Below are 12859 nucleotides of genomic sequence, written 5' to 3'. Positions count from 1 at the left end.
ATCTTTTTACTTAGTATTATATTATATCACTTTTCTTAGAAAAATTCATTATTTTTTCAATAAAAAAGAGGCTGTTACATTTTTAAACTTGTAAGAAATAAAATTCTGGGCATTAGAAATAGTTGCGTGATTTATGCAGCGAAACAGAATACTGAAAATTCGACTGTCTGAACGAAGTGAGTTTCGGATTTTCTTTCTGTAAGCAAAATAAATAGAAACTATTTCTAGCTTAAAGAATTTTATTATTTACTAAATTTGTAACAGCCTCAGGCTTTTTTATTTTATCTCATCATAATTTTTAGCTATTATACCACTTACATAGGTATTGAGATTTTTTATCTCATCTCTAGAAAGTTCATCTAAATGTATAGGTTTATCTATGACAACAGTGACTTTCTGATGACGCTTCATACGCCATTCACCACGTTTTTGTATATTCATAGTTCCCTTTACTGTAATTGGTATAATCACGCCATTTGTCTCTGTTGCAAGCTTAAAACTCCCCTTTTTAAATGGAAGAAGCTTACCATCAAAACTTCTCTCTCCCTCTGGAAATATAACAATAGGGTATCCCTTTTTTATAAGCTCAACAGCTTCTTTTATACTTTTAATCCCAGCTTTAGGATTGGACCTATCCAGGAATACACACTTGCTCTTCTTCATCCAGATATTGAAAAAAGGCCATGACTTCATCTCTACCTTGGCTACAAAACCAATGTCAGCATGAAGAGCTGCAGTTACTGCCGGTATGTCAAGATTGCTCTGATGATTACAAACACATATTATCCCTTTTTTTCTATCTAAGGAATCAACACTTTCAAAGTCCTTGTACTGGACTTCAAGATCAACTGCCAGACTTTTTAATATCCATCTAGATAAAAACTTAAGTTTTTCTCTGGCAAATAGTACTCCCTCTTCCTCATTTTTAAATGCAATTAAAGGAAGATAGATTATACTCATAACTATAAATATAACCGTCGCTGTAAGTGAAGCTAGTAACAATCCCAACATCTGCTCCTCCTAGTTTTCCTCAATTTCCTGAATAGCTCTTTGAATAGTAGGATATTCAAAACCCTTTCTCATAAGTGAAAGAATCTTCTTATCTTTTTCCTTTTTTCCCAATTTAACCCATTGTTTCTTTATCTCTTCAATCTCTCTATCAGCATTATCTGCCATTAGAGAAGATATCATCTCATTTGTAAGCCCCTTTTGATAGAGCATATACTCCATTTTTTTCTTTCCATAATTATGAGTCTGCACATAGATTCTTCCATACTCATAATCATCAATATAGCCTCTTTCACAAAACTCATCTATAATCTTGTGAATTATCTCTTTCTCTCTATACTTTGCAATAAGTTTATCTGTAAGCTCTCTACTTGAATAATCCCTTTTTGCCAAAAGAAAGTAGGCCATGCTAAGTGCTCTTTTCCTTATGAGTTCCAAATACTTATCATGTGTTATCTCATCTCTATTTTTCAAATCATACTCTGTAATTGTGTCTCTGTTGAGATCAATAAAAAAATACTCATCAAAATAAAGCTTGTTTCCCTTAAGATTACACTTCATCAAACTTTAGAGCTCCTTCTTCAACTTTCTCCTCTTTTTTTCCACCTTTTTTATCATCTTTTTTATCTTCAACTTCCTCTTCTTTAGGTGGATACAATACTTTTCTTACCTCTGCTTCAATAGCATTTAGGATATCCTTATCCTCTTCAAGTCTTATTTTTACATTCTCTCTACCTTGTCCAAGTCTTATATCTCCAAAACTGAACCATGCTCCAGCTTTTGATACTATATCATTTGCAAGGGCGATATCTAATATCTCTCCAACTCTTGAGATTCCTTTACCATACATAATTTGGAAAGCTGCCTCTTTAAATGGAGGTGCTACCTTGTTTTTAGTAACTTTTACAATAGTTTCGTTTCCTATTACCTCGTCACCCTGTTTTACACTTCCAACTCTTTTTACTTCCATTCTTACAGTTGAATAGAATTTTAGTGCCTTACCACCTGTAGTTGTAGTTTGAGGTCCAAATCCAAATCCACCAATTTTTTCTCTGATTTGGTTGATAAATATCATAGTTGTCTTAGATTTATTAAGTGTAGCAGTAAGTTTTCTAAGTGCCTTAGACATAAGTCTAGCTTGTAATCCCATCTGCTGATCTGACATCTCTCCATCTATTTCAGCTTTTGGTACAAGTGCTGCAACTGAGTCAACTACTACTAAATCTACTGCTCCTGATCTAACTAGCATATCTGCTATTTCAAGAGCCTGTTCCCCATAGTCAGGCTGTGATATTAAAAGTTCGTCAACATCTACTCCTAAAGCCTTTGCATATACTGGATCTAAAGCATGTTCGGCATCTATGAAAGCTACTATTCCGCCCATCTTCTGTGCTTCTGCTGCAATGTGAAGTGCTATTGTAGTTTTACCTGAACTTTCAGCACCATATATCTCAACTACTCTACCTCTAGGTACCCCACCCTGTCCTAATGCTATATCAAGGTTGATACTTCCAGTAGGGATAACTTCCACATGCATACTCTCATTAGAACCAAGTTTCATTATTGATCCTTCACCAAAGTCCTTTGTTATCTGTTTCATTGCCATTTCTAATGCTTTTTCTTTTTCATTAACGCCGCTCTTTGCTTTTGCCACAGTTATTCCTCCCATTTTATTTTAGTTTCTATCATATCAAACAACATTTCACTTGTTATCTCTTTCATACATTTAAAATGCTTCTTAGGGCATTTTTTATCCCCATGCAGACTACATGGAGAGCATGGAACTCCTGCATAAACTAAGGTATCCTTTTCTCCTAACTCAAACATTCCAGGACTTGTAGGTCCGAATATTACAAATGTAGGACAACCTACCCCTCTTGCTATATGAAAAGGACCAGAGTCATTGGTAACTAAAAATCTACCAAGGGACAAAATAGCCCCACTCTCTTTTAAAGTCAGCTTTCCAGCAAGATTTATACAGTGACCTCCACTTATTCTGTTTATCTCATTACATTTTTTTATATCCCCTCTGCCACCTAAAAGAATTGTCTGAACCTTATGCTTTTCAAATATCATCTTAGCAAGACGTCCAAACCCCTCTACAGTCCACTTCTTTGTCTCTTTAGAAGCTCCAGGTGCCATTACAGGATAGTTTCTATACTCTTTGAATCTATCATTGTCACCATATACAAATTCCAGATCCTCACCTTTATACTCAATTCCAAAATCTTTAAATGCACCAAAGTAATTTTTTACTATTGTATCATCTACTTCATATTTTGTCAGTCCGGCATTGACCAAAATCGATTTCCACCATGCTCTTTTCTTATATGTATAAGTAGTTACCCCAAGTCTCTTAGTTATCAGTTTAGACCTTAATTTAGCATGGAGATCAAATACATAATCATATTTTTCTTTTTTTAGGGAATCTGCAAATTTTATTATATTTTTAAAACCATCATTTTCCTTTTTCTTAAATACAATAATCCTGTCTATATACTTGGATCCAGAAATTGCCTCTTTAAATTGATCCATAACCAAAAAATCAATTTTAGCATCTGGGTATTTATTTTTAAAAGCTTTTAATACGGGAGTTGTAAGCAGTACATCTCCTATTGAACTCATTCTGATAACTAATACTTTCAATTTTTATCTCCTATTTTTTTATTTTTTCCCTCTGATTCTCTTTTTAAAATCCCCAAGCCATAAAAGATATCTTTTTAATATCATAGCTCCCTTATAATAGATAGAGGTTTTGTCATATGGAATAGGTATCCTGCAGCTTTCTTCTAGATATATATACTCGAAAACCTTTCCAAAGCCCCCATATTTATTATACATAAATTTTGTATCTATTATATAGACTTTTTTATCTTTTATCATAAAATTTGCAACATGAGAATCTCCATGGAGATACCCCATGCTATGTATTTTTCCAAGTTCCTCTGAGATGATATCAATATCATCTACACTGCCATCACGTCCATCAATATATGATGAGATATAGTATGAATCTACACTCATCCCTGCTTTTTTTCTCTCTACAGCAAGATATGGAATAGCTGAATTAAATCCTAGCTTTCCTATTTTTTCTATATTCTGAAATTCACGTTTACTTTCACTTCCACGGAATATAGATAGAAATCTCTGCCAACCTCTTCTATTTTTCTCTCTTGGCTCTTTATATACGTAATTTTCTCCATCTATCTCAATTAATGCAACATAACTTCTCTGATCATCCTTAAAGACCTTTACAGTTTTGTAATCTCCACTTTCAATGGCCTTATAAAGTTTTTTTCCAATCTCATCTTCAAAGTAAAGATAGTTGTTTCCATCCTTTATTCTCTTCATACTTCTTCCTTTTTAAGAGCACAATTTATTCTTTTAATTACTGTTTCAGGTTTTATATCCAGCATACATTTAAAATGCTTTCTAGGACAAGATGGTCCCCCATGAAGGGTACAAGGTCTACACTCAAGTCCCTCTACCTGTAATACCTCACTGTTTTTTGACCATGGGAAAAATCCCAAAGATTCAACAGTTGGGCCAAATATAGCTATTATTCTCACATGAGGAAAAGCTGATGCAATATGAATTGGTGATGAGTCGTTAGTTACTATCACCTTAGCTCTTCTTATTACCTCTGCAAGTTCAAGAAGAGTTGTCATTCCACGAAGGTCAATAGATTTTTCACCAAGAGGGATATTTAAAAGTCTCTCCTCTCTTCCACCTACTAATACAACTGTACAGTTATTCTCTTTTTCAAGTTTTTCTATAACAGTTCTGAAGTATTCAATAGGCCATCTTTTAGTAAACCATTTACTTCCTGGAGCAATAACCACTATATCATCTTTTATATTTCCTAAAAGTTTGTCCACTTTTTTCTTTTCAAACTCAGTAGGGTAAAGCTCTATCTCATATCTCTTTTCAGGATCTTTCTTTATAAATGAAAGAAGTTTTTCCACTTCATGCTTGCTCTTATCATAATGAATTTTTTCTGTGTATAAAAAAGCCCCTGCTGCATTGTCATATCCTCTTCTTACAGGTGCTCCTGTAAGCCATGTAAGAAATGAACTTCTCATATATCTATGTGGTGTAATTACCATATTATAGGCTTCCATCTTAAGTTTTTTAGCAATTGCCCAAAGTCCCTTTATCCCTTTGTGCTCCCCTCTCTTATCATACTCTATTATATAGTTAAGATGAGGGTTGTTTCTCAAAATAGATGCTCCTACTGGTGTAGTAAGATAGGTAATCTCTGCATGAGGATAAGCATCTCTTACCTTTTTAATAAGTGGTGTTGAAAGTACTATGTCCCCTATAAATGCTGTATGAATAATCAAAATTCTAATTTTCATCACCCTCTTGGAGTTTAAAACTTTCCTCTAAATCTCTTATAATCTCCCATTCCATACGCTTATCATATTTTTCAAAAAATGGATTTTTATATTTTTCATTTGGATTATCTCTATCAGGAACTATATATTTTACCTTGTCATTTCCAAATACTCCCCATCTTACAGTACTTTGAGTAGCCTTTGCTGGATATATTCCAACTACTCTTTTACCTAGGGCTCCTGCTATATGAGTAGGCCCTGTAGATGGTCCAAGATATACTGTTCCTTTAGCTATTATTGCTGCAATATTTAAAAGATCTCCACCATTTGCAAATAGCTCAACATTAGGCAAATCTATCTTTTTAAGAAGCTCATTACCTCTTTCCTCTTCAGATATATGGCAGATTATAATAACTGATTTATCAGGATTTCTCTCAGCAAACAATCTTATAAGTGAAGCATACTGATCATCAGTTATATTTTTAGCAGATCCACCCATAAATGGATTTACTACAAGAACCTTGTCCTTTATTTTAAACTCTTTAAAAAAGGTATCTGCTGCAAGTTTATTCTCCTCTCCTACATATACCTTTGTATTTATCTCAAATTTCTCATCAAATAGTTCAGGATCTATTCTTTTTACAAGGTCTAAATTGTATTCAGCCTCATTTTTAATAGATTTTGATCTACGTTGCCACACACCTTTATTGTAAGTAAAAAATGAGCACATTTTAGATAGTGGCCCAATACGCCATTTTGCTTTACTTGCCTTTGCAAGTTCACATACATAAGGGTCATTATACAGTGCCACAAAGACATCTGCATTAAAATATTTTATCTTATCTAAAAGCTCACTCTTTGTAAAATCATCTATTCTTATTATTCTATCTACATATGGAAAATTTTTTACTATCTCATAGTTGTACTGTCTCACTATAACTATAAGCTCTGCCTGTGGATACATTTTTTTTAGCATATAAAAGCTTGGGATAGATAGAATCAGATCCCCAATCTTATCAGTTCTAGAAACAATTATTCTCTTTATCTCCATCTTTCATCCCTCTACTTTTTCAAATAAGTTCCATTTCTATATATTTCACTTAATTTGTAATATTTTACCATAGTGTACATAGCACTTGTTGAAGCCAGTAAAAATCCCTCTTTACCATCTAAAAATCCAAGTCTTATAAGATACATTCTGATAAATTTGAACATAGGATTAAAAGCAAGCTGAAAAATATTGCTCTTCTTTCCCTTCTTATAATACTCTATAGCTCCCTCAGTTGTGTATCTGTTGAATTTCTGGAAGTAGTCTGCTAAAGTAACATAGCTGTGATGATATATATCCTCTTTTAAGTAGTGAGTGATCTCATTAGTTACAAACTCCTCATGGACCATGTTCTCATTAAATCTTCCAGCACTCTTTCTAAATAATCTAATATGGTAACTGTTACTCCAGCCACCATGTTTTATCTTCTTTCCAAAACATACAGATGTGAAATTTACTGAATACACCTGTTTATCCTTTTCTTTTTCCTTAATCTCTAATATTTTCTTCTTAAGTCCAGGAGATACTTCCTCATCAGCATCAATATTTAATACCCACTCTCCACTGCACTTATCTATTGCAGAGTTTCTTTGAGGTCCATATCCCTTCCAGGGCTCAACAAAAAATTTAGCCCCATACTTCTGGGCTATTTTTTCTGTGTCATCTGTAGACCCACTGTCTACAATAACTATCTCATCAGCTATATCCTTTATTGCAGCTAATGTTTTATCAAGTATTCCTGCTTCATTTAATGTTATCATTGCTACAGATAATTTCATAATCTCTCCTTATGACACCCAGCCATATATCTTTCCTAAAATATAGTTTCTTGCAATAAAAAGATTTAACTTGAATTTGTCAGGTGTAAATTTTCTAAGCTCTATTCTTCTTATCATCTCAAAATTAGGCCTGCGTCCATTAGTACCTTTTTTAGTAGTTACAAATCCCTTTACTCCACAACCTTTTAATATCTCAATACTCTTTTTATTTCTGTGTCCCCATGGCCAGCAGAAATACTCTATCTTCTTATTTAGATGACTCTCTATCAGATCACGATTTAAAATATATTCCTCTTTTACTCTATGTTCAAACTCTTCATCACTTTCCCAATGAAAGTAATCTTTTTTATTCTCATCTACAAATTTCTGTCCAAGCTTTATAATCTCTTTCTCGCTTTTACCTTTAAGCTCTTTTTCATAGAAAAGTCTGAATTTTTCAAAAAACTCCCTGTCTATAATAATCCCCTTAGAAGCGTACTCTCCTCTTTTAGGAAATTTAGGATATCCTTCCTTTATATCATGATAAAGATATAGCTCTGATATATCTCTTTCACTTCCATCAAATACCCCTTCCAGCTTATCACTTACAAATACTCCAGTGTGCTTGTGAGAATGGGCCTGAAAGTCTATAAGACCGCTTTTATGCATCTCTTTTATCTCATCCCAACTTAGATACTGCCTGGTAGTCCCATCACCTGTTTTAAGGTATTTAGACATTGCCAGATAGTTAGCCTCTCCATTTATTATGGAAGCCTCATTTTTATCCCAATTCTCTCCTATATATAGTGTATTTAAAAATATAGTCGCTTTCATATTATATTTTTTAAGAAGTGGGAACACCTCAGTATAATTGTCATAATATCCATCATCTAAGGTTATTAAAAATGGATTTTTTCCAAGTTCTCCACGTCCATATTCAGAAAGCGTAATGGTGTTCATATTTTTTTCTTTTAAGATTTTCAGATGCTCTTCAAAGAGCTCTGGTGTAACACTTGAAACTGGGTTTACCTGATGATATAAAAACATAGGAACCCCTTTATTTCTAAAATATAAAAGTATAAGTATAACTATTACTAACCCTATCATATGCTGCTCCTTTTAGCCTTTACTTTTCAGTGTTTCAAATCCAAAATCAGCATAAAAAACACTTTACAATATTATATCAAATCTAAGTTAAAAATACAAAAAAAGAAAAAAGACAAGCCATCGGCTCATCTTTTTCCTTAAAAATATTTAGGGTTAGACTACAACATATGAATCTAAAAAGTGGGGTTTAAAAAAATTATTTGGAATATGGTGCCTAGAAATGGATTCGAACCATCGACCGTACGGGTATGAACCGTATGCTCTAGCCAACTGAGCTATCTAGGCATATGTTTTATTAGTATGTCATAATAATACACTATTCTATTGAAAATGTCAAGATTTTTTTAATTTTTTTAAAAAAAGAGTACATATTTTTTTATATGTACTCTTTTGACACAATTTTTTCAATTAAGCTTCTTCGAAGTCGTCTTTTCCTACTCCGCATAGAGGGCATTCCCAATCTGCAGGAAGATCTTCAAATGCAGTTCCTGGAGCTATTCCGTTATCAGGATCTCCAACAGCTGGATCATATTCATATCCGCAAACGCTACAAACATATTTTTTCATAATGTGTGTTTCCTCCTTAAATCAATTAAATTTTAACTTCATTAATTTATTTTACTTTGTTTTATCGGTTTTTTCAACAGTTTTTTTGAGCTTATTTATTTGCCCATAAACCATGGATGTTACAGTATTCTCTAGCAACTACTTCTTTTCCTTTTGGTACTTCGAAGAATGCTTCTGGCTCTTCACCAGGTTTTAAATATTTTCTATAAAGCATATCTCCATCTACTTCAATTTCGATAAATTGAATATAGTGAGCGTCCATCATAGGGTGTTTTGCTTCTTTTCCAACTTTTACTAAGTATCCGTTTTCTTTTTCTTCAACATATGGAACGTGTTTTTCAGTAGCAGCATCTTGAGATTTTGGTACAACTACTTCTAATCCACCATTACCTTCTGCACAATCCTTTCCTACAGAAACGATTTGTGCTAAGCAACCACAACCTAATTTTACAAATTCATTCTTTTTCATAAGCAGATTCCTCCTAATTTAATAAGTATTTTTTTACCCCTAATTCTATTATTTCATTTTCTTCAGGCACTCTTCACAAGTACCCTTGAAATAATAATGCTGTTCTTTGATGTCATAGGTATCTAAGAAATCTTTACCCAGAGCTCTCTCATCTATATCAATATCATAGATCTTTCCACATTTATCACATTTGAAATGTCCATGTACTGATACAATGCTGTCGTAACGAGTCTCATTTTCCTCTATAACTATGATATTTACTATTTTCTTTTCTATAAAAAGATTAAGTGTATTGTACACTGTTGTTTTTGAAAGAGTAGGAATCTGTGGACACAGTGCTTTATATATCATATCTACTGTAGGATGGTTTTTGTTATCTTCAAGATATTGAAATATCTTTATTCTCTGATAAGATGGTTTAATCTCATGCTTTTTTAAATATTCCCCTATATTTTCAATATGATTGTTCATGCTGGCACCTCCAATCCACACAACTCAAATTTGTAATCATTTTATATTTATATACTACACTATATTAAAACTGTTGTCAAGATATTTGGCACTAAATTATGACTTTTTTCATCAAGTATCTGTGAACCCCCTCACCATACTCGTTTTCCTCAAATTCTACCACATCATAACCAAGGTGTTTATAGAGGTTTATCCCTATCTCATTTTCAGGATCCACTGTTAAAGATATTGCTTTATACCCTATTTTTCTCAGGTACTCTTCACTCTTTCTCATTATATCTGTAGCATGTCCCTGGTATCTGTATCTCTTTCTGGTACATATTCCATATAGGAACACCTCTTTTTTCTCAAATACCTGCATATATTCAACAAGGGATACTATCTCCCCTTCTTCATTCTCTATCATAAATACCTTACCATATCTGATAAGTGCTTTAAGTATCCAAAGGTCTACTCCTCCCTGTCCTTCAAAGGCCTCATCTTCAAGTTCTACTATCCTCTTAAGAAAAGGAAGATCTGTCTGTGTTACTTCTCTAAATTTCATTGTTACCCCCTAATAATCAACCTTTGCCAAATAAAGTCCATTTGGCTGGGCCACTCTTTTTACAAAATCCTTCCCAGGATGTAAAAGCATATCCTCTATATAGTTCTCAGGTCTTACATTAAAATATATATCCAGAGCTGTTCCAATAATTATTCTTATCTGGGACTTCAAAAATGAATTTCCCATAATATCAACAGCTATTCTCTTCTCCTCTAATGGAATAATCTCTATACTGTATATCTCTCTTACAGAGGTCTTACTTCCACAGTCACTCATTCTGAAATTATCAAAATCATGAACTCCAACTAATGGTTTTAAAATATCTTTAAATCTCCTGATATCTATTTCCTTTGGGACATATGTCTCATATCTTGACTTGAAGGGATCTTTATCCCAACTTATCACATATCTATATCCTCTTCTTTTAGCATCAAATCTTGAATTAAAATCTTTATCTGTTTCTTCTACATCTAATATATCTATATCTTGGGGAAGTCCTCTATTAAGTGCATATCTTAATCTTTCGGCTGGAATGGTTGAATCAGTAAAAAAATTAGAAACCTGTATAAGTGCGTGAACTCCTCTGTCTGTACGTCCAGAAGATGTCATATTTATATTTTCTTTAAGCAGTATTGCAAGAAGTTTTTCTATCTCTCCCTGAACAGTACGCTGATCAGGCTGTCTTTGAAAACCGTAGAATAAACTTCCATCATATCTATATGTCAATTTGATATTCCTCATCTGATCTCCTTTTATTACATCTTTATATAATAAAAAAAAGAGATTCTCTAGAATCTCTTTACTATCAAAATGGTGCGAAGAGAGAGACTTGAACTCTCACGTCTGGGACACTAGATCCTAAGTCTAGCGCGTCTGCCAATTCCGCCATCCTCGCACGAAATGGTGCGTCATACAAGATTTGAACTTGTGGCAACACGATTAAAAGTCGTGTGCTCTACCAACTGAGCTAATGACGCATCTATTAAATTGTATGGGGTGATCGACGAGGCTCGAACTCGCGACAACCAGTGCCACAAACTGGCGCTCTACCAACTGAACTACGATCACCATAAGTATAATGGCGTGTCTGAAGAGATTCGAACTCCTGGCCCACGCCTTAGAAGGGCGTTGCTCTATCCAGCTGAGCTACAGACACATTTTGGAGCGGGAAACGAGGGTCGAACTCGCGACATTCAGCTTGGAAGGCTGACGCTCTACCAACTGAGCTATTCCCGCATTTAAATGGTCGGAATAGCAAGAATCGAACTTGCGGCCCCCTGCTCCCAAGGCAGGTGCGCTACCGGACTGCGCTATATTCCGACGTCTTTCTCTTAAGACATAAATGATTATATCATCAATATGATTTTGTGTCAACAACTTTTTTAAAATTTTATAAAAATTTTTACTATAATAAAATAACCCTTGAAAACATTAGGTTCCCGCAAAGGTGTATTTAATCACTGTTTCAAAATTCTCTCTTCTATTTTATTTTTTTTAGTATATAATATAGGTAAGCTTTAAAAATTATTTTAAAATAAAGGAGGCTGTTATGAAAAATACAAAAAAAGTTGTATGCAGTTTATTGTTAGGTCTGACTCTAGTAGGATGTACTTCATCTCCATTTGTAGATGAAACAGGTTCTGTAAATAAAAAAACTAGTGGTACAGCTGGTGGAGCTGCTGCTGGAGCACTTATAGGACAGCTTATTGGAAAAGACACTAAAGGAACATTAATTGGGGCAGGAATCGGTGCATTAGCTGGTCTTGGATGGGGAGCTTATAGAGACCATCAGGAACAGGAATTAAGAGAGAGATTAAAAAATACCGATGTTCAAGTTAATAGAGAAGGGGAAAACTTAAATCTATATCTACCTGGAGGTGTAACTTTTGCTACTAACAGTGCAGATATAACTTCTTCATTCTATGGACCACTTAACTCTATAGCTACTGTTTTAACTCAATATCCTGAAACTAGAATAATAGTAAATGGATATACAGATAACACAGGACGTGCTGAATACAACCTTGATCTATCTCAAAGAAGAGCAAACAGTGTTAAGGATTATCTAATTTCTCAAGGTGTATCATACAATAGAGTATCTGCTATTGGACATGGTATTAAAAATCCAAGAGCTACAAACTCTACACCTGAAGGAAGAGCTGAAAACAGAAGAGTTGAAATTCAAATTCTTCCTCTAAACTAAAATAATAAAAACAGAAGGGCTACTCATATGAGTGGCTCTTTTGTACTGCACCCAAAATCTTAAACAACTAAGATGGAGGGGGTAGTTTTTTTATGGCTAATTGAGATTTTTGAAAGAAAATTAAAAGGTGAATCTTTAAGAAAGTTAGGTCGAGAATTTAAAGTAAATTTTCGTAGATTGGAGTATTTAGTTAGACTTCTAAATAAACATGGATATGGTATTCTTAGACAAGGCAAAAATAACCATTATTCTAAGGAATTTAAAGAATCTACAATTAATAGGGTTTTATTGAATAATGAGGCTATTTTGTCAGTAGCGCTTGATGTTGGGCTTAGTTCAGATGGACA

The 12859-nt window shown here is 33.7% G+C and carries 15 protein-coding genes, 7 tRNA genes and 1 pseudogene; 2 read left to right on the top strand and 21 right to left on the bottom strand.

What is annotated here, in order from left to right:
- Positions 1 to 276 precede the first annotated feature (276 nt).
- From IX290_RS09515 to IX290_RS09415, 21 genes are all read right to left on the bottom strand, one after another.
- Entirely contained in the window at positions 277 to 1011 is a 735-nt protein-coding gene (locus IX290_RS09515) for a lysophospholipid acyltransferase family protein (RefSeq protein ID WP_211492971.1), read from the bottom strand.
- A gap of 9 nt (positions 1012 to 1020) precedes the next feature.
- The gene (locus IX290_RS09510; protein WP_249168926.1) at positions 1021 to 1569 is read right to left on the bottom strand and encodes a RecX family transcriptional regulator; all 549 of its coding nucleotides are present in this window, start codon (positions 1567 to 1569) and stop codon (positions 1021 to 1023) included.
- Complete coding sequence (gene recA, locus IX290_RS09505; protein WP_211492969.1) at positions 1559 to 2677, bottom strand: recombinase RecA; 1119 nt, start codon at positions 2675 to 2677, stop codon at positions 1559 to 1561. The genes IX290_RS09510 and recA overlap by 11 nt, the downstream gene beginning before the upstream one ends.
- On the bottom strand, positions 2665 to 3633 hold the full coding sequence (locus tag IX290_RS09500; RefSeq protein ID WP_211492973.1) for a glycosyltransferase family 9 protein: 969 nt from the start codon (positions 3631 to 3633) through the stop codon (positions 2665 to 2667). The genes recA and IX290_RS09500 overlap by 13 nt, the downstream gene beginning before the upstream one ends.
- Before the next feature lie 39 nt (positions 3634 to 3672).
- Positions 3673 to 4359, bottom strand: a complete 687-nt coding sequence (locus IX290_RS09495; protein WP_211492968.1) for a lipopolysaccharide core heptose(II) kinase RfaY — start codon at positions 4357 to 4359, stop codon at positions 3673 to 3675.
- Positions 4356 to 5360 carry a glycosyltransferase family 9 protein gene (locus IX290_RS09490; protein ID WP_211492972.1) on the bottom strand — a complete coding sequence of 335 codons (1005 nt, stop codon included), beginning with the start codon at positions 5358 to 5360 and terminating at the stop codon, positions 4356 to 4358. The genes IX290_RS09495 and IX290_RS09490 overlap by 4 nt, the downstream gene beginning before the upstream one ends.
- On the bottom strand, positions 5356 to 6396 hold the full coding sequence (locus IX290_RS09485) for a glycosyltransferase family 9 protein (RefSeq protein WP_211492967.1): 1041 nt from the start codon (positions 6394 to 6396) through the stop codon (positions 5356 to 5358). Before IX290_RS09485 ends, IX290_RS09490 begins: the two co-directional genes overlap by 5 nt.
- 11 nt (positions 6397 to 6407) lie before the next feature.
- Positions 6408 to 7172 carry a glycosyltransferase family 2 protein gene (locus tag IX290_RS09480; RefSeq protein ID WP_211492966.1) on the bottom strand — a complete coding sequence of 255 codons (765 nt, stop codon included), beginning with the start codon at positions 7170 to 7172 and terminating at the stop codon, positions 6408 to 6410.
- Between the two features lie 9 nt (positions 7173 to 7181).
- Positions 7182 to 8258, bottom strand: coding sequence for a polysaccharide deacetylase family protein (locus IX290_RS09475; RefSeq protein ID WP_211492965.1), 1077 nt, complete (start codon positions 8256 to 8258; stop codon positions 7182 to 7184).
- A 208-nt stretch (positions 8259 to 8466) separates the two neighbouring features.
- Positions 8467 to 8543: transfer RNA gene (locus IX290_RS09470), tRNA-Met, on the bottom strand.
- 123 nt (positions 8544 to 8666) lie between these two features.
- Positions 8667 to 8825, bottom strand: a complete 159-nt coding sequence (gene rd, locus IX290_RS09465; protein WP_211492964.1) for a rubredoxin — start codon at positions 8823 to 8825, stop codon at positions 8667 to 8669.
- Positions 8826 to 8916: 91 nt separating this feature from the next.
- The gene (locus tag IX290_RS09460) at positions 8917 to 9294 is read right to left on the bottom strand and encodes a desulfoferrodoxin family protein (protein WP_211492963.1); all 378 of its coding nucleotides are present in this window, start codon (positions 9292 to 9294) and stop codon (positions 8917 to 8919) included.
- Between the two features lie 48 nt (positions 9295 to 9342).
- Positions 9343 to 9765 (bottom strand): Fur family transcriptional regulator, encoded by a 423-nt coding sequence (locus tag IX290_RS09455; RefSeq protein ID WP_211492962.1) that lies wholly within the window; start codon positions 9763 to 9765, stop codon positions 9343 to 9345.
- A 91-nt stretch (positions 9766 to 9856) separates the two neighbouring features.
- Entirely contained in the window at positions 9857 to 10309 is a 453-nt protein-coding gene (locus tag IX290_RS09450; RefSeq protein ID WP_211492961.1) for an N-acetyltransferase, read from the bottom strand.
- A 9-nt stretch (positions 10310 to 10318) separates the two neighbouring features.
- Complete coding sequence (truA, locus tag IX290_RS09445) at positions 10319 to 11050, bottom strand: tRNA pseudouridine(38-40) synthase TruA (RefSeq protein WP_211492960.1); 732 nt, start codon at positions 11048 to 11050, stop codon at positions 10319 to 10321.
- Between the two features lie 70 nt (positions 11051 to 11120).
- A tRNA-Leu gene (locus tag IX290_RS09440) sits at positions 11121 to 11204 on the bottom strand.
- A gap of 6 nt (positions 11205 to 11210) precedes the next feature.
- A tRNA-Lys gene (locus IX290_RS09435) sits at positions 11211 to 11286 on the bottom strand.
- Between the two features lie 15 nt (positions 11287 to 11301).
- Positions 11302 to 11377: transfer RNA gene (locus tag IX290_RS09430), tRNA-His, on the bottom strand.
- 11 nt (positions 11378 to 11388) lie between these two features.
- A tRNA-Arg gene (locus IX290_RS09425) sits at positions 11389 to 11465 on the bottom strand.
- Positions 11466 to 11469: 4 nt separating this feature from the next.
- Positions 11470 to 11545 (bottom strand) — tRNA-Gly (locus tag IX290_RS09420).
- Between the two features lie 7 nt (positions 11546 to 11552).
- Positions 11553 to 11629: transfer RNA gene (locus IX290_RS09415), tRNA-Pro, on the bottom strand.
- Between the two features lie 229 nt (positions 11630 to 11858).
- Here IX290_RS09415 and IX290_RS09410 point away from each other — a divergent pair.
- Together IX290_RS09410 and IX290_RS09405 are read left to right on the top strand one after the other, a co-directional pair.
- Positions 11859 to 12512 carry an OmpA family protein gene (locus IX290_RS09410; RefSeq protein ID WP_211492959.1) on the top strand — a complete coding sequence of 218 codons (654 nt, stop codon included), beginning with the start codon at positions 11859 to 11861 and terminating at the stop codon, positions 12510 to 12512.
- A gap of 72 nt (positions 12513 to 12584) precedes the next feature.
- Positions 12585 to 12859 (top strand): annotated as a pseudogene (locus tag IX290_RS09405) (IS3 family transposase); the annotation flags it as partial.

It is taken from the genome of Fusobacterium sp. DD2 (assembly GCF_018205345.1).
Taxonomy (GTDB): Bacteria; Fusobacteriota; Fusobacteriia; order Fusobacteriales; family Fusobacteriaceae; genus Fusobacterium_A.
This window is presented reverse-complemented; position numbering and strand designations above follow the sequence as displayed.